At 70.6% G+C, this 17,358-nt stretch carries 11 protein-coding genes; 9 read left to right on the top strand and 2 right to left on the bottom strand.

Annotated elements, in window-relative coordinates:
• The first annotated feature begins 227 nt into the window (after positions 1–227).
• The 3 genes from QO011_RS09750 to QO011_RS09740 all read left to right on the top strand — a co-directional run bounded on the left by QO011_RS09750 (position 228) and on the right by QO011_RS09740 (position 8,369).
• Complete coding sequence (locus tag QO011_RS09750) at positions 228–1,898, top strand: trypsin-like serine peptidase (protein WP_307270818.1); 1,671 nt, start codon at positions 228–230, stop codon at positions 1,896–1,898.
• A gap of 22 nt (positions 1,899–1,920) precedes the next feature.
• On the top strand, positions 1,921–2,949 hold the full coding sequence (locus tag QO011_RS09745) for an AAA family ATPase (protein ID WP_307270815.1): 1,029 nt from the start codon (positions 1,921–1,923) through the stop codon (positions 2,947–2,949).
• Between the two features lie 2,498 nt (positions 2,950–5,447).
• Entirely contained in the window at positions 5,448–8,369 is a 2,922-nt protein-coding gene (locus QO011_RS09740) for a WD40 repeat domain-containing protein (protein WP_307270812.1), read from the top strand.
• A gap of 66 nt (positions 8,370–8,435) precedes the next feature.
• Here QO011_RS09740 and QO011_RS09735 read toward each other — a convergent pair whose 3' ends face one another.
• Positions 8,436–9,962: an alkaline phosphatase family protein gene (locus QO011_RS09735; protein WP_307270810.1), complete on the bottom strand. Its 1,527-nt coding sequence runs from the start codon at positions 9,960–9,962 to the stop codon at positions 8,436–8,438.
• Between the two features lie 495 nt (positions 9,963–10,457).
• Entirely contained in the window at positions 10,458–11,177 is a 720-nt protein-coding gene (locus QO011_RS09730) for a GntR family transcriptional regulator (protein ID WP_307270807.1), read from the bottom strand.
• Positions 11,178–11,308: 131 nt separating this feature from the next.
• Here QO011_RS09730 and QO011_RS09725 point away from each other — a divergent pair, with 131 nt between their 5' ends.
• From QO011_RS09725 to QO011_RS09700, 6 genes are read left to right on the top strand one after another with little or no spacing between them, the layout of a single operon-like run.
• Positions 11,309–12,184 (top strand): SMP-30/gluconolactonase/LRE family protein, encoded by an 876-nt coding sequence (locus QO011_RS09725; RefSeq protein ID WP_307270805.1) that lies wholly within the window; start codon positions 11,309–11,311, stop codon positions 12,182–12,184.
• 38 nt (positions 12,185–12,222) lie between these two features.
• A complete protein-coding gene (locus QO011_RS09720; RefSeq protein WP_307270803.1) occupies positions 12,223–13,266 on the top strand; it encodes a sugar ABC transporter substrate-binding protein in 1,044 nt (347 codons plus the stop codon).
• 50 nt (positions 13,267–13,316) lie between these two features.
• Complete coding sequence (locus tag QO011_RS09715) at positions 13,317–14,837, top strand: sugar ABC transporter ATP-binding protein (protein WP_307270800.1); 1,521 nt, start codon at positions 13,317–13,319, stop codon at positions 14,835–14,837.
• On the top strand, positions 14,834–15,817 hold the full coding sequence (locus QO011_RS09710) for an ABC transporter permease (RefSeq protein ID WP_307270797.1): 984 nt from the start codon (positions 14,834–14,836) through the stop codon (positions 15,815–15,817). The genes QO011_RS09715 and QO011_RS09710 overlap by 4 nt, the downstream gene beginning before the upstream one ends.
• Positions 15,814–16,311 carry a lactoylglutathione lyase family protein gene (locus QO011_RS09705; protein ID WP_307270795.1) on the top strand — a complete coding sequence of 166 codons (498 nt, stop codon included), beginning with the start codon at positions 15,814–15,816 and terminating at the stop codon, positions 16,309–16,311. Before QO011_RS09710 ends, QO011_RS09705 begins: the two co-directional genes overlap by 4 nt.
• Positions 16,304–17,335, top strand: coding sequence for a C-terminal binding protein (locus QO011_RS09700; RefSeq protein ID WP_307270792.1), 1,032 nt, complete (start codon positions 16,304–16,306; stop codon positions 17,333–17,335). The genes QO011_RS09705 and QO011_RS09700 overlap by 8 nt, the downstream gene beginning before the upstream one ends.
• Positions 17,336–17,358 lie beyond the last annotated feature (23 nt).

Raw genomic sequence — 17,358 nt, 5'->3', positions numbered from 1 at the left:
ACTAGCTTGGTTGCGAGCCCGATGCATGCCGCTGGCGACGCGGGCGGTCGCGGTGCGGCTCGCGTTCGTCCGGCCTGCGAATGACGGCGCAAGGCCGGTGGGCGCCAGCGTTCCGAGGGATACCGCGGCCGACCGGGAAAGCCTGCATGATCGCAACCGCCGGTACATGCGGCGGACCGGCGTGTCCGTGCGTGCGGTCGGATCGCTGCCGACGGGATGGAAGAGACATGGCGGGCCTGGAAGTCTCCGTCGATCCGCTGGCGTTCCTGCGCTCGCCGGGCGAGCACATCGATCGCCTGTGCGAGCGCATCGACTGGACCTGCGCCATCGACACCGGCGTCGGTTCCATGGGGACCGGCATTCTCGTCGGCCCGGACCTGGTGCTCACCAATTTCCATGTGATGGAGGCGCTGCTCCGCCGGCCCGAGCAGTATGCCAAGGCCCGTTGCCGCTTCGATTTCCGAGGGGATGCCTGGTTCGGCGACCCCGCCGGCGCTTTGTCCGTCGGCTTCGCGGCCGACTGGGACATCAACGCCAGGAGCCGCTACAGCGACAAGGACCTTGCCGGCGCCGACGCGGGCTTCGACGACGACCACCTCGACTACGCCATCATCAGGCTGGTCGAGCGGATCGGCGAGCAGCCGGTCACCAACCCGCTGCGCTCGGCCAAGCGGCTGCGCGGCTGGCTCACCATCCCCGACGACGGTGGAGTGCCGGTCGAGGGCACCGACATCTGGATCTGGCAGCACCCTTCGGAGGAAGAGCAGCGCAAGGCGATGCCGATCCAGGAGAGCAAGGGCCGCGTGCTGAAGCTCCTCGACGGCGACCTGCGCCTGCGCCACAGCGCCACGACGCGGGCCGGCTCCTCCGGCGCCGCCTGCTTCGACAATGATTTCCGCTTCATCGCCCTGCACCATGCCGGCGATCCCAAGCTGGATCGCAACAACTGGGGCAAGTGGAACCAGGCGATCCCGGTCACCGCGATCGTGCGCCACCTGCGCCGGACGGGCCATGGCGCCCTGGTCGGCGTGGTGCCGCCCCGCCAGACCACGGCGACGCCTCGGGCCGCGCCGGTTCAGCGCCAGGTCGCCCAGGTTTCGGCCAAGCGCAACGAGAGGCGCCAGCGCGCCGCCATGATCCTGATGGACCGGGAGGATCCCGCGGGCCTGATCCAGCTCTCCCAAGCGGAGGACAATCCGGGCCTGGTCCATGCCTTCGCCTGCCGGCATGTCGACAATCACCGCAATTTTCTCGAGCGCCTGGTGCGCCTGCCGCCGGCAGGGGCGCAGGGGCTCGACACGCGCCGGCGGCTCGAGGCCGTGCTGCTCGGCAAGGACGAGGCGGCGGCGCCGGGCTGGGCCCTGGAGCATCTGACCTGGCCGGGCCGGAGCCTGTCGACACGCGTGGCCTTGGGCCTGGTCCAGCAGCAGCTGCGGACCCTCCTGCAGGCGCGCCGGCCCACCATCGTCGAGGCGGCCGTGGCGATCGACGGCTGCGACGTGGCGCGCGAACGCGAGCTGGTCCTGGCCCTGGCGCGACACTGCGCCGACCCGGCGACGGGAGCGGGGGCCGACCGGCTGCAGGTGATCGTGGTCTATTGCGACAATGCGCCCCGCGGCAGCCCGGACCGCTTCGCCGCCAGGCGCGCCGAGCTCGGCGCGCTCTGGAGCTTCGATGCCCGTCCGCCCGGCTGCGGCGCCTGCCTGGCCTTCGACGATGTCGGCAGCGCCGATCTCACGGGCTGGTGCGGCGCCCTGCAGACCATCTGGAAGATCGACCAGGACCGTTTGTTCCGCGACGTCGACGGCGTCCTGCCGGACGGGCGCCGCCTGCCGATGCTGGAGGCCGAGGACATCCTCGCGCCGGTGGTGCGCGGCTATGTCGAGGCGGCCCGCTGAGGCGGAGGCAGGGGAGGAGGCCATGTGGTTCAACAGCTTTCCGCGTGACGGCGGCGACCGCGCCGAGATCGAGGAGAATGGCCGCATCGTGGCCGACAAGGGACGCGACTACGTCTTCACCGAGGAGCTGATGGCCGCGATCGACGTCGCCATCGGCCTCGGCCGCCCCCTCCTGGTCTCCGGCGAGCCCGGCTGCGGCAAGACCGAGCTCGGCTATGCCATCGCACGCTGCATGGGCATCGGCCGCGTGCATTTCTTCTCGACCAAGTCGAATTCCGAAGCGCGCGACCTCTTCTACAGCTACGACGCCATCGGGCGGTTCCGCGATGCCCAGGCCACCCGCGATCCCGCCGCGCCGGCGCCCGATATAGCCGACTACGTCGAATACCAGGCGCTCGGCCGGGCCATCCTCGACGCGCACGAGGAGGCCTCGATCCGGCACCTGCTGCGCGGCAGCCGGCCCTATTCCCATCCCGGCCGGCCGCGGCGCTCGGTGGTCATCCTCGACGAGATCGACAAGGCCTCCCGCGATTTTCCCAACGACCTGCTGCGCGAGATCGAGGACCTGTCGTTCCGGGTGCCGGAGCTGGCGCGGCGCGAGGGCGACGCGGCCGAGCCCGAGACCCCGGGCGGCATCGCGCCGGATCTGCGCCCGATCGTCGTCGTCACCTCGAACGAGGAGCGGCAATTGCCGGACGCCTTCCTGCGCCGCTGCGTCTTCCACGAGATCGCCTTTCCCGAAGGCGACATCCTCGGGCGCATCATCGCGAGCGGCCTGCGCAAGCGGCTGCCGCCGGGCGGCGGCGACGCGTTCACGCTGCCCGACGACGATCGGGCGATGCTGCTGCGGCTCCTCGAGGAGTTTCGCGGCATGCAGCTCGACAAGCGCCCCGGCATTTCGGAGACCATCGATGCGGCAACCCTGCTGGCCTATCCCAGCCGGTCGGCGCCGCCGCCGCTCGAGCGGCGATTGCCGGCCATCGTCGCCGCCCTCGCCAAGCTGAAGAGCGACCGCACCATCCTCACCGACCTGATCCAGCGCCAGGTGTGAGGCTCGAAGCGCGGGGAGGGGCCGATGACGGGCGCCGAGGTCGGCTATCGCGACGAGGTCAGCTACCGCTTCGTGCCGACGGCGGCCGGCCTGGACGCCCTGTTCGCGCGCTATGAGCAGGAGCGACGGCTCGGCGGCATCGGAGCGACCCTGCAGCGCGTCTCGCCGCAGCAGCGCATCGACGCCGTCGTGGCCATGTTCGGCCTCAATGCTTCGAAGGGCTGGCGCCGGATCGGCGAGGAGCCGGCGGCCGACCTCTGGCTGCGCTACCTGACGCCGGTCCTCGCCGAGACGCGCGAAAGCGCCGCGGCCCTGGCCGTCGCGGCCCGGGCAGGCCTGCCCGGCGCGTTTGATCCGCCCATCGCCGGGGTCGCGTCATCGTCGGCACCGCCGCCTCCATCGCTCCGGCCGCCGCCGTCCCGACGGAACGCCGGCATGCTGATCGCCACGGTCGTGGCGGTTGGTGTCGCCGCGCTGGGCCTCTACGTGGGATGGGAGGGGCCCGCTCCTCCGCCATGCTCGGGGTGCCCGGCGCCACCGGAACCTGTGCCCAGCCCAGCGCCGCTCCCCCTCGTGGCCCCGGACGCGACCAATGATGCGGCGGCGGCTCCCGACACCCGTGCCTATCGGGCGGCGATGACCATCACGGTCGGCGCGGTGGTCCAGCACGGCAACGACATCACGCCGCGTGCCCTGGCCGCGATCTATGCCGGCGAATCCGACTCGGCGGCGGCGCCGGCGGCTTTCCTCGCCGCCATGCTGCGGCAATGGTCGCTGCGGGCGGACGCGCCGATCCCGCGCGACGCCGGGGGGGTGCGTGCCCTCACACACTATGCCGCCGTGGACGCGGCGATCGAGAGCGGCACCATGCCCTCGACGATCGGCACGGCGGACCAGGAAAGCGCACTGGACGATACGCAGCGGCAGATCCTGGCGCGGTTCGCCAATGGCGCTCCGGTCGGGCCACCCCGACCCGCCGCTGTCGTCACCTGGCCGCCCTGGCTGCCGTGGCTGGCCTTCCTGCCGGCGGCCTTGACGCTGGCCTGGGCGGTTGCGAGCCTTCCTCGCGCCTTGAGCGCGAGCCTGGTCAATCCGGAGGTCGGCGCCAGAGGCCAGCCGGTGTCTCTGCCCGTCGAAGGCTTGCTCGTCACCACGCCGCCGCCGCAGCGCAAGCTGGCCCGGCAGATCTCCTGGCGAGAGCCGGGCTCGAGCCGGCGCATGAACGTCGAGCGCAGCATCCGCGCCACGCTGGCTCGGGGCGGCTTCCTGACGGCCGTCCCGCTGCGCCGGCCGCGCAGCGCCGAATATGTCTTCCTGGTCTCGCGGCTGCGGCGCGACGATGTCGAGCGCGACCGCGTCAGCCGCTTCATCGACGCCCTGTCTCGGGGCGGTCTCGCCCTGACCGTCTACGACTACGATCCCGACCCGAGCCGCCTGATCCCGCGTCGGCCGGGTGACGACGATGCGGCGACGCCGCAAGCCGGCATCGGCCTGAGAGGGCTGCGCGAGCGCCACGCCGAGGCGCGCCTCGTGCTCGTCACGGACGGCGCCGAGCTCGTCGACTTCTTCACCCAGCGTCCGCGGCGTTCGCTGACCGACGAGCTTGCCGCCTGGCCCGCGCGCATGCTGCTGACGCCGACACCGATGGCGGAGTGGGGCGAACGCGAGCTGAACCTGGCGCAAGCGCTCGGGGCGCTGGTGGGACGCGCCACGCCGGACGGGTTCCGCGATCTCGCCCTCGCCTTCGGCGAGCGCCCGAGTCGGCCGCCGCGACTGCCGCCGGCGGCCGCGGACGACGAGGCGGGCTTTCCCACCCGTCTCGTCGCCTGGCTGGAAGCAATGGACCGGCTGATCGGTCCCGACGACGTCGCGCCCCGGCCCGACCCGGTGCGTTTCGACGACCCCATGCTGCGCTCGGACGCACCGCTGCCGCCCGCTGACACGCAGGCCCTGGTCGAGGCGCTGCGCGGCTGGCTCGGCCCGCGCGGCTTCCTCTGGCTCGCGGCCTGCGCCGCCTATCCGCAGCTGCGCTTCGACATCACGCTCTATCTCGGGCTGAAGATCGCCGTGCCGCTGGGGCCGATGCGGATGCCGCTCTATGACGAAGCGCTGCTGGCGCGCCTGACGCTGCTGCCCTGGTTCCGCCTCGGACGGATGCCGCCCTGGCTGCGCCGGGCCCTGTTCGACGCCCTGCCGGTCACCGCGCGCGAGTGGGCGCGGGCGGCGGTGGACACCATGCTGAACGGCGAGCCGCCGTTCTCGCGGCAGGCGACACCCGCCGCGGCGGCGCGGCTGCCGATCTGGCGACCCGAGGCCCGCGGCCTCGACGTGCCGCCCGACGCGGTCATGGCCGAGCTGACGGGGCGCGCAGCCGACGATCTCGCGCCGTCCCTGCGCAATGTCGCGTTCCGGACCGTGTTCCGCGAGCGCTTCCTCGACCTGGCGGCGAGCCGGTGCCGCGTCGTGCTGCCCGTTCTGCTGTGGTGCGCCGTGGCCTGGTGGATCTGGCCGGCCTCGGACACGAGCACGCCGGCGACGGGCGCCTGGCTGCCGCTGCTCTGCTACGGCGCCGCCACCGTGGCAGCCGCCGTCGCGCTGATGCTCATCGGCCGGCGAAGCCGGCGCGCGGGAGCGCCGGCATGACCAGCGCAACCGTACCCTCGTCCGAGAGAGGCAAATCCGCTCGGCGGCGGCCCAGCCGGCCCTGGACCATCGCGATCGTCCTGATCGCCGCGTTCGTCCTCATCCCGGCAGCCATCGCCTACGGCGTGAGGACCTATGTCGGCGGTGCGCAGCGCGCCTTCGACGCACGCCTCGTCCGTCCGGATGGCACGCCCGACCCGGTGACGGCCCTGGCCTGGGCACCCGGGACGCAGGGACCGCTGTTCGTCGGCACCCAGTCCGGCGGGTTCTACAGGATCGGGCGTGAGGGAGCCTTCGGCCGGGGCGAAATCGGCACCGCGGCGACGGGCACGCAGGCCGGAGCGCCAGGGACGCCCGGCGCCGAGGTCCTGGGCTTCGCCATGGCGATCTCACAGGCGCAAGGGGGCGGACCGACGCAGTACTCCTACCCCCGCCTGGTCGTGCGCGATCGCCGTGCGGCGCAGCCGGGCGGGCCGGCGCCTGTCCGCCTCGGCTCGATCCCGGTCGATGGCGGCCTGTTCGCCGCAACGGCCGACGCCGGCTTCAGCCTGGTCGCCGGACGATCGGCGCAGGCCGAGGCGGATCCGAAGGCACAGCAGAGCAAGGCTCCGGCGCCGGATGGGGTCGCTCTGGTCCGGTGGCGCCTTCCGCCGAGCGGGCAGGCGAGCGAGGTCGGCCCGATCGCCGACATCCGCGACGCCCGGGCCGTGGCGGCGCTGCCGGGCACATCCGCCGTGGTCGGGGGAGACGGGGCCGGCGGGGTCTTCGCCATCGATGCATCCCGGCCCGTCGGTGGCGGCAGTGGCGCTCCGTTCGTTGCGCGCTCGGCCGGACACGATGTGGCGGTGGCCGCCCTCGCCGTCGCCGCGTCTCCAGATGTCTTCGCCTCGGCCGACTTCGCCACGGCGGCAGCGGACGGATCGCTGCTGACCTGGAAGCTCCTGCAGGGCAATCCGTGGACTCTGAGCCGGCGGCCGGTGATCGTTCCGGGCCGGACCTGGACCCGCGACGAGCCCGCACCGGCCTCGCCATGGGCGCGGCTGCTGGCGATGAGCGACGACGGCAGCAAGCTCGTGCTGCGCAACGATGCCGGGAACGACATCCTCTACAGGCTCGGTGGGGCTGGTCAGCCGGCGGCGTCGATCGATCTCACTCAGCCGTCGGGCTCCGGCGGAGACACCGCGAACGGCAACGAGCGGGCTGCCGCCATCCGTGTCGATGCCCTGCGGCTTCTGCTCGTGGCGCCGCCGCGCACGACGGGGATCCTCTTCTCCCCCGATTGGGTGCCGCGGGAGGAGGAGACGCTGGATTTCGGCGTCGACCTTTCCGCTCCCGGGACCGGCGTGACCATCGATCCGACCATCACTCGCGCGGCCGTCTGGTCGACGCGGGACGGGCTCGATCAGCTCGAGGTCTTCAACGTCGCCTCGCGGCAGCGGATCGGGCGGACGCATGTGTTCGCAACCCCGATCACGTCGGCCGCTCTCAGCCCGGCTGGCACCATGCTGGCCGTGGCGACCAGCGACGGCGCGTTGCTGATCCTCGATGCAGTGACCGGCGTCCCTCTCGCCTCGGTCAGCGGCGTCTGGGCGCAACGCCTCGTCTATTCCGCGGACGGGCTGCGCATTCTGGTCGCAGGCACGCCGACCCGCCTCGGCGACGGCGGGTTCAAGGTGCTGTCGGCCCGCAGCCTGCGCACGCTCGTCGACAAGCCGCCGAGCCTGCCCAACGGCTTCGTGCGGTTCAGCGGCGACGGCAGCCGCGCGGTGCGCCCGGCGACAGGCAATGCGTTCGAGGTGCTCGACACCGGCACCGGCCGTTCCATCGCGACCGTCGCCACCGGCGGCGCGGCGGCGATCGCCGAGATCGCCGTCAGCGGGGATGGCAGCCGCATCGCCCTGCGTGATGCCGACGGCACCCTCAGCGCCTGGACGGAGCGGGCGGACGACAAGGCGGCCGGGCTCATGCCGGCGCTGGCCGAGGACGGGCTGCGCCTCTCGGCCGACGGCTCGACGCTGCTGCTGCGCGAACCGTCGGGGCGGCTGCATCTTTCGCGCCTGTCACCGGGGGACGCCGGCCAATTCGTGCTGGAGCCCTTTCATCCCGAGATCGAAGCCACCCAGGCGGAGCTGGCCGCCGACGGCAGCTTCGTCGTCGCGGCCGAAGCGGATGGTGGCATCCGAGTCGTGCCGACGACGGAAACCGGCGCCAACTACGTCCTCCCCGGGGCCGGCGACGTGATCCATCGCATGGCGATCTCCCCGGACGGCGGCTTCATCGCCGCAGCCGACAGCGGCGGTCGGCTGCGTGTCGTCGATCTCGACCGGGCCGGTGTCGTCGCAGCCCTGCCGCTCTCGTCGCTGCCGATCCATCCCCGATCGGCTGTCCTCGCGGTGCAGCCGCTCGATGACGCGCCTTCCGCAGCAACGACCGGCGGGGCCGTGCCCGACGGCGGCTTCGCGATCGTCCTGGGCGGCAGCCGTGATCTAACCGCCGCCCGGGCGTTGGTCGACCAGGCCGGCGCTGCCGGCTTTGCGGCTGCCGGCCTGCGCGTCTATCTCAGGCAGGGCTGGTACCGCCCTGTTGCGCTGTTCGCGACGGCGGAGCAGCGCGATCAGGCTTTGCGGCCAGCCCGCGAGATCTCGCCCATGACCGCCGACGCCTATGCTCAATCCCTCCAGGGCTGGTGTCCCGACGCCGTCGGCACGACCGGCGTGTGGACCTGTCCCGGTTCGTGGGTTGCAGCCGCACCAACGGCCTCGCCCGCGAAAAAGTGATGCCGGGCGGCCCTGTTGGGGCTGCCCGGCGCCGGCGTGTCATCACTCTGCCGAAGGTCCGCCGCCTCAGAACGGCAGGGCGGGCAGGTCCTGGGTTCCCTCCTGCTTCACCGCCTGCAGCTCCTGCGGATCATAGCCGAGGGCGCGCAGGATGGTGGGGGCGACCTGCGTCGTCTGCACCAGGGCAGGAACCGTCCGGCCGGCGAGCGCGGGGCTGCTGACCAGCAGGGCGACGTTGCGGTCGTTCCAGTTGGCGCCGCCGTGCTCGGCGATCTTGGAGCCGGAGGTGTAGACCACGCCGGGATTGACGGTGACGATGAAGTCCGGCGTGCGGGAGTCCTTTGCCGGGTCCTGATAGGCGAGGGCGAGGGCGCCCGGCGTCTGGATCTGGCCGATGCCGAAGGCCTTGATCTGGCTCTTCAGATAGTCCTGGGCAGCAGCCAGCTTGGCCGCGCGATCCTGCGGCTTCAGCCAGATCAGCGAGGCGTCGTCGGCGATATGGAAGCCATAGCCCGGCGTCTTGGTGTAGGGATCATCGTCGAGCGCCTGGAACGTGGCGGGATCGATCGGCGACTGGCCGTGCTTGGAGGCCAGGATGACGAGCGTCGCGTCGGCGAGGTGATTGTCCTTGAGCGCGCCGACGATCTCGCCGAGCGCGCCGTCGACATAGGCGAGCTGCGCCGCGAGGCCGCTGTTCGGCGTGCCGCCGGCGTCGGCATAGCCGCCGGCGAGGTTCGGCTCGTCGCCCGGGCCGGACTTCGGCAGCTTCTGGCCGACGCTCACCGCCTGGAAGTTCATGCCGAACAGGGCCGGAACGGGGGCGGCGTGGGCGCCGGTGCTGTCCAGGCCCTTGATCTCGTTGAGCAGCACCTTGACGCGCGCTTCGTCGAAGTCGCGCTGCGCCTTGAAGCTGCCGGTCGTCTTCACCTTGGTGCCGGGGATCAGGCTGTCCTGCTCCAGGGCGTAGAAATCGTCGAGGCCACTGCCGGAGGGGCCGTTGAGCCATTCATAGGCGGGATGCTTGTCCGACCAGGCGGTGCGCCCGCCATGCTGCTTGACGATCTCGAAGATGTTGTTCACGCGCACGAAATCGTGCGGATAGATCGTGACGCACTTGCCGTCGACCAGCGCCTGGGGAAGCTTGGCGGCGTCGATCTGGCTGCGCGCGTCGCCCGGCTTGCCGCCGCCGTCGAGCCGGGTCGAATCCACGTCGACGTTCTCGGCGAAGGAGACCTCCGTGCCCGGATCGCCCTTGCAGCCCGAGCCCGGCGCGAAATAGGTGCGGTCGTAGCTGTCGTCGTAGAACACGCCGGTCGACTTCGGCGTGCCGCCGGTGACCTGGGCCACCAGGCCCGGGAAGGAATCGGATGGCGCCGAGGTGAGGGCGTTGGGATAGAAGATCCCGGTGCGCTGCAGGGCCGCCAGGGTGCTCGCGGGGTGGGCGGCGACATAATTGGCGAAGTCGAGGGCATGCAGCCCGTCGATGCTGATCAGCAGCACGTGCTGGTAGGGCGCGGCCACCGCACCGGATGCCGCTGCAACCGTGCCGGCCGCAACGGCGCCGGCAGCCAAGATCCGTCCGAACCTCTTCATGGGTGATCCCCGTCTCGCGCCCCCGAGCGAGACGGTGGGGTAGCCGGCTGCAATGACGGGTTCGTGAAACCTCGCTGCCGTATCTGTTCTTCCCCCCGCCTGAAGAGATGTGGTCGTATCGGGGCTGCTCTGCAAAGGAAATCGCCGACATAGGCATAGATCCGACGAGAATCATGTCTTTTCGAATTGTTCCCTGGCACAGTCGAAGTTCTAATTCTGAGCTAATTCTCCGCCGGTCGCATGCCCCGCTTCGCACCATAGGCCGAGATCGATCCGGGATTCCAGCATCTTGCCGGTCGTCGCGCTGCCGAGCGGGCGGCTTGGCTGCAGGGAGGAAGCGGCGGAGCAGCCGCGACGGCAGTCGCCGGATCGTCTTGCGAGATCTGTCACCGGTCTTGCCCGTGGTGATGGATGCGACGGCTATACCGGCCGATCCCATGAACATCGCGCCCAGGGCGGCTGCGGCACGGCGCCGACTGAGAACGCTTGCCGCCGTCAGTCCTCCGACGCGTCGCCCTGCCGCAGCCTCGCCGCCGTCTCCTGGCGGCGGTCGGCGGCGGCGATGTCCTCGATCCAGGCGGCATAGGTCGCCCGGGTCCGGCCGATATGGGTCTCCAGCACGGCGAGGGCCTGCTCGATCTCGCCGCGGACGAGAAGATCGACCATCTCGACATGCTCGGTAAAGGAAAGGTCGGTATGGCGCGGCTTGGCCGCCAGATGGTTGCGCAGGGCGGCGATCTTGCCGGAATGCATGCCATAGGCCTCGGCGAAGAGCGGGTTGCCGCAGCTCTCGAACAGGACTTCGTGAAAGGCCGTGTCGGCGGCGAGATAGGTGCGCAGGTCGTTGTCGGCCTTGGCCTTGCGCATGCGCGCGGTCACCTTGGCGAGGCCGTCGGTCAGGGGCTTGCGCTGGCGGGCGAAGGCGAGGCGCAGCGCCGCGGTCTCCAGCGTCAGACGCAATTCGCACAGGTCGATCACCTCGCGCGCCGACAGCGAGAAGACGAAGGCCCCGCGCTGCGGGAAGATCTTGACCAGCCCTTCCATCTTGAGCTGGGCCAGGGCCTCGCGCACCGGCGTCTTGGAGACGCCGAGGCTTTCCGAGAGCTGGCGCTCGGAGAGCGGGGCGCCGAGCTCGAAGTCGCCGCGGACGATGGAGGCGCGCAGCTGGTCGAGCACCGTCGAGGCCAGCGAGCGAGGACGCTGAATGGGACGCATGGCCGAACCTCTCCCCCGAAACCCATGCACAGGCGTAGTCCAACACAACGCGCTTGTCGAGATACCTGCTGTCTGGTACACCAGATACCAATGCACGCCACAGCGCGTGCGGCTGTGAAGGGGGAAAGCGGATGCAGGCGAGGCTGCTCGTCGATTGCGCCAATCAGCACGGCGAAGGGGTGCTCTGGTCCGCCGAGCACGGGCTGGTGATGTGGACCGACATTCATGGCGAGCGCGTCTGGAGCCTCGATCCCGCCACCGGCGCGACGCGCTCCTATGCCGTGCCCGGCCGCGTCTGCTGCTTTGCCCCGCGCGCCGGCCGTGCCCCGACCGGGATCCTGGCGGGTTTTGCGGAAGGAATCGCCTTCCTCGACCTGGACACCGGGCGACGCGAGGACCTCGCCGCCTTCGAGCCGGACTTGCCGCAGACGCGCCTCAACGACGGCCGCACCGATCGGCAGGGCCGCTTCGTCCTCGGCGGCATGGACGAGCGGGACGGCCGGCCGGTCTCCTCGGTGGCGCGGGTCGACGCCGATGGCGTCGTGACCACGCTGTTCGACGGCGTCGCCTGCGCCAACTCGACCTGCTTCTCGCCGGATGGCTCCACGCTCTATTTCGCCGATTCGCTGACCCGGCGGATCGAGGCCTTCGCCTATGACCAGGCAGCGGGCACGCCCGGGCAGCGCCGGACCCTGGTCGAGCGGGCAGGGCAGGGCGTGCCGGACGGGTCCTGCGTCGATGCCGAGGGCTTTATCTGGAACGCAGTCTGGGACGGCGGACGGGTGGAGCGCTGGTCACCGGAGGGTCGCCTCGCCGCGGTGATCGAGCTGCCCGTCGCCCGCCCGACCTGCTGCGCCTTCGGCGGCCCGGATCTCGCCACCCTCTACATCACCACGTCCCGGCTCGGCCTCGCCGGCGAGGACCTGGCGCGCCAGCCGGCCGCCGGCAGCCTCTTCATCGCCGTGCCGGGCGTGCGCGGCGTGGCCGACACGCCCTTCGCGGGCTGAACGACACGGCGCGTGCCGCCGAACAGGGAGGAAAGAGCATGACGACCATCTTCGACCGGCGCAGCATCGCCCTGATGCTGGGCGCAGCCATGCTCGGCATGGCCGGCGCGGCTGCCGCCGCGGACTATCCCGCCCCCGTGCCGCTCGCCCAGGGCTCACAGGCCGATACCAAGGCGTTCAAGCCGACGGCCAAGATCACCATCGCCTACATGCCGCCAGCGACGGAGTTCAACTACTACATCGCCATCGGCGAGGGCATCAAGGCGAGGGCGGCCAAGGCCGGGGTCGACACCTTCATGCTGGCGCCGCAGTCGGGCGCCGACATCAACGGCCAGATGGGCATGATCCAGGACGCCATCACCCGCAAGGTCGACGCCATCATCCTCTCCACCCATGACGAGGCGGCGGCCGCCCCACTGGTCAAGCTGGCGGTCGACAAGGGCATCGCGGTCATCGTCGTCAATTCCGACATCGCCGCTTTCCCGACCCCGGTCCATGCCGTGGTCGGCTATTCCCAGCGCAAGGGAACGCATCTGATCGGCGACTATCTCCTGAAGAAGCTCGCCGGCAAGCCGGCCACCGTCGCCGTGATCGAAGGGCAGCCCGGCTACCATTCGACCGAGCGGGTCGGCGGCTTCCTCGACGCGGTCAAGGGCACGCCCGGCATCACCGTCAAGGCCTCGATCCCCGGCGGCTGGAACGTCGAGGGCGGCAACACCGCGGCGATGGACCTGCTGCAGGCCAATCCCGACGTCGACGTGGTGTTCGCCGCCAACGACTACATGATCATGGGCGCGGCGCTGGCGGCCAAGTCGCTCGGCCGCTCCGGCCTGACCCTGCTCGGCAATGACGGCGACACGGCCGCGCTGGAGGAGATCCAGGCCGGCACGGTGACGGCGACGGTGAACACCACGCCCTTCGTCATGGGCGAGATCGCCTTCGACGTCACGCTGGACGTGCTCAACGGCAAGTTCCCCGGCGGCTTCGTCGAGACGCCGGAGAACATCGTCGACAAGGACACCGTCCTGCCGGTGCTCCAGGCCGCCGACCGGCTCTATCCCAAGCCGAGCCGTTCCTACTGACCCAGCGTGCCGGGGAGGGGGCTGCCCCCGCCCCGCCAGGACCATTGCCGATGAGCGAGCGCCGCCCCGTCTGGGAACTGGCCGATATCGTCAAGCGCTATCCCGGCGTCGTCGCCAACGACCATGTCTCGCTCCGGCTCCATCCCGGCGAGATCCATGGCCTGATGGGCGAGAACGGCTCGGGCAAGTCGACCCTGATCAAGGTTCTGTCCGGTGCCCACCAGCCCGATGCCGGCCGGATCCTGCGGCGGGGCGAGCCGGTGGTGCTGGCGAGCCCGATCGCGGCGCGCGAAGCCGGGATCGCCACCGTGTTCCAGGAATTCTCGCTGGTGCCGACCCTCACCGTGGCCGAGAACGTCCATCTCGGCCGCTGGCCAGAGCGCGGCCTCGGCCGCTGGCTCAGGCACGGAGGGCGCGTCGACTGGGCGGCGATGCGCGCCAATGCCACTCGCGTGCTGGCGGAGATGGACGTCGCCATCGATCCCGACCGGGTGGTGTCGACCCTCTCGGTGGCTGAGCAGCAGCTGGTCGAGATCGCCAAGGCGCTCGCCTCGGACGCGTCCATGCTGATCCTCGACGAGCCGACCACCGCGCTCGGCCTGGATGAAATTAGCCGGCTTCATATATTGTTGCGCCGGCTGAAGGACCGCGGCGTGACGATCCTCTACATCTCCCACCGGCTGGACGAGGTCGTCGGCCTCGTCGACGTGGTGACCGTCATGAAGGATGGCAAGGTCGCCTCATCGGCGGAGCAGTCCCGCGTCGATATCCCCTTCATCGTCGAGACCATGGTCGGCAGGGTCGGCGAGCACTATCCCAAGGAGCGGGTGCCGCCCGGCGAGACCCTCCTCGGCGTGCGCGGCATCGCCACCGCCAACCGCGTCCGCGACGTCTCCTTCGAGGTGCGGCGCGGCGAGGTCTTCGGCCTCGGCGGCGTGCTGGGCTCCGGGCGGACCGAGGTTGCCCGTGCCCTGTTCGGCGTCGACCGGCTGACCGCCGGCGAGATCGTCTGGAAAGGCCGGCGCGTCGCCTTCCGCTCGCCGCGCCAGGCGGTTGCGGCCGGCCTCGCCCTGGTGCCGGAGAACCGCAAGTTCGACGGCCTGTTCTTCAACTTCGCCGGCTTTCCCAACATCACGGCGGCGGGTCTCGACAAGCTCGGCCGCCACGGCCTGATCAGCCTGGCGCGCGAGGCGCGGGCCGGCGGCGGCCTGATCCGGGATCTGGAGATCACACCGGCGGCGGCGGAGAAGGAGGTCGGCCTCCTCTCCGGCGGCAACCAGCAGAAGGTGGTCATCGCCCGCTGGCTGTTCGCCGGCGCCGAGCTCTTCATCCTCGACGAGCCGACGCAAGGCATCGACATCGGCGCCAAGATCGCGGTCTACCGCCTGATCAACCGCCTCACCGCCGCGGGCAAGGCGGTGATCCTGATCTCGTCGGACCATGACGAGCTGATCGCCATGTCGGACCGCATCGGCCTGATGAGCCATGGCCGCCTCGTGGCCGTGCGCGAGGCCGGCACCCTCGCAAAAACCGATCTCGTCCAGGCTTCGGCGACGGAGACAGCCGCATGAGACACTCGATCCTTCGCGAGATCACCGGCCCGCTCTCGGCCATGATCCTGGTGGCGCTGCTCGTCGCCGCGACCACCGCCAACTTCCTCGCCTGGGGCAACCTGTCGAACCTGATCCTGCAGGTGTCGATCGTCGCCATCCTCGCCATCGGCTCGACCATCGTCATCTTCACCGGCGGCATCGACCTGTCACCAGGCTCGATGATCGCGCTGATGACGGTGGTCTTCGCCTCCGCCGTCAAGCTCTGGGGCGTGCCGTTCCCGGTGGCGATCGTGATGACGCTCGCCATCGGCATCGGCCTCGGCGCCCTGAACGGCCTCATGGCGGCCTATCTGCGCATTCCCTCCTTCATCGTCACCCTGGCCGGGCTGTCGATGTTCCGCGGCCTCGCCTTCATGTTCAACAACGGCTCGCCGGTGTTCCAGGCCTCGCCGCTGCTGGAGCCCCTGTTCTATGGCAGGCTCGCGGGCGTGCCCCTGCCGCTGTTCTACCTCGCGGCCCTCTATGCGCTCGCCTTCTGCTTCCTGCGCTGGACGGCGCTCGGCCGGTCCATCTACGCCGTCGGCGGCAACCCCAACGCGGCGCGGCTCTCCGGCATCGACGTCAGGCGCATCCAGCTCGTCGCCTTCACCCTCGCCGGGCTGACCGCGGCGATCGGCGCGATCCTGATGGCGGCGCGGCTCAACTCCGGCTCGCCCAATTACGGCGTCGGCCTGGAGCTCTCGGCCATCGCGGCCGCCGTCATCGGCGGGGCGAGCCTCGCCGGCGGGCGCGGCAACATCCTCAACACCGTGATCGGCGCCATGACCATCGTCATCGTCCAGAACGGCCTCAACCTTAACGCGGTGCCGACCTCCGCCCAGAACGTCATCACCGGGGCGATCATTCTGCTCGCGGTCGGCATCGACATGTGGCGCGCCGAGATCGGGCGCCTCGCCACCCTCATCCTTCCCGTCCGGTCCTCAAGGAGCGTGCCATGACCGCACCCGTCAGCTTCAGCCATGTCGGCATCACCGTGCCCGACCTCGAGAAGGGGGTGGAGTTCTACTCCAAGGCCCTCGGCCTCTACGTGATCATGGGACCGACCACCGTCAACCACGACGACAGCGCCATCGGCCAGATGTGCGACGACGTGTTCGGAGAGGGCTGGGGCTCCTTCCGCATCGCCCATCTCGCCACCGCCGACGGCATCGGCTTCGAGCTGTTCGAGTTTCCGAAGACCGAACCGGAGCGCCGCCCCTTCGAATATTGGCGCCCGGGCCTGTTCCACCTCTGCGTCCAGGATCCCGACCTGGAGGGCCGCATCAGGCTGATCGAACACTATGGCGGGCGCCAGCGCATGCAGCAGGTGCGCAGCTACTATCCCGGCCAGAAGCCCTACCGGATGATCTATTGCGAGGATCCGTTCGGCAACATCGTCGAGATCTACAGCCACAGCTACGAGCTGACCTACTCGGCCGGCGCCTATGTCTGACGCGCAGGGGGCCGCTCGCCGCTTCAAGGTCGTCATCACCGATTTCGACTACGGCGACACCGACATCGAGCGCGCCATCCTCGAGCCGATCGGCGCCGAGGTCGTGGCGCTGCAGGCCAGGCGCGAGGACGACCTCCTCGCTGATGCCGCCGACTGCGACGCCATCATGAACCAATATGCCCGCGTCGGCGCCCGGACCATCGCCGCCATGACCCGCTGCAGGGTGATCGCCCGCTACGGCATCGGCGTCGACATCGTCGACGTCGACGCGGCGACGGCGCGCAACATCCAGGTCACCAACGTGCGCGACTACTGCACCGAGGAGGTGGCCGACCACGCCGTCGCCCTGTGGATGGCCCTTGCCCGCAAGCTGTTCCAATACGACCGGGCGACGCACGAAGGCATCTGGCGCTGGCAGTCCGGCGCGCCGGTCCACCGGCTGCGCGGCCAGACCATGGGCATCGTCTCCTTCGGCAAGATCGGCCAGGCCATCGGCGCCCGCGCCCGCGCCTTCGGGGTGGAGCGGATCGTCTACGATCCCTATCTGCCGGATGCGGCCATCGCCGAGCACGGCGCCGTGAAGGTCGGCAAGGACGAGCTGCTGGCCAGGGCCGACGTCATCATGATGCAGGTGCCGATGACGGCCGAGACCCGGCATTTCCTCGGGTCCCGGGAGTTCGGCCTGATGAAGCCCGGCGTCATCATCGTCAACACCGGCCGCGGCCCGACCATCGACAACGCGGCGCTGCATGCGGCGCTGCTGGAGGGCCGCGTCGCCGGCGCCGGGCTCGACGATCCGGAGGAGGAGCCGGCGAAGCGGGCCTCCTGGAATCCGGCGGACAACCCGCTGTTCAGCCATCCCGCCGTGATCGTCACGCCGCACGCGGCCTATTACTCCGAGCAGTCCATCCGGCTCGCCCGCGAGATCGCGGCCTCCGAGGTGCGGCGCGTCCTCACCGACGAGCGGCCGCTCAACCCCGTCAACACGGTGGCATCAGGCGGCGTCTCCCTTGCCCTCGCCTAGCGGAACGGGCCTCTCACTCAGCT

It is taken from the genome of Labrys wisconsinensis (genome assembly GCF_030814995.1).
GTDB classification, from domain to species: domain Bacteria; phylum Pseudomonadota; class Alphaproteobacteria; order Rhizobiales; family Labraceae; genus Labrys; species Labrys wisconsinensis.
Note: the sequence above shows the minus strand (reverse complement) of the source record. Positions and strands in the feature narration are given on the sequence as shown.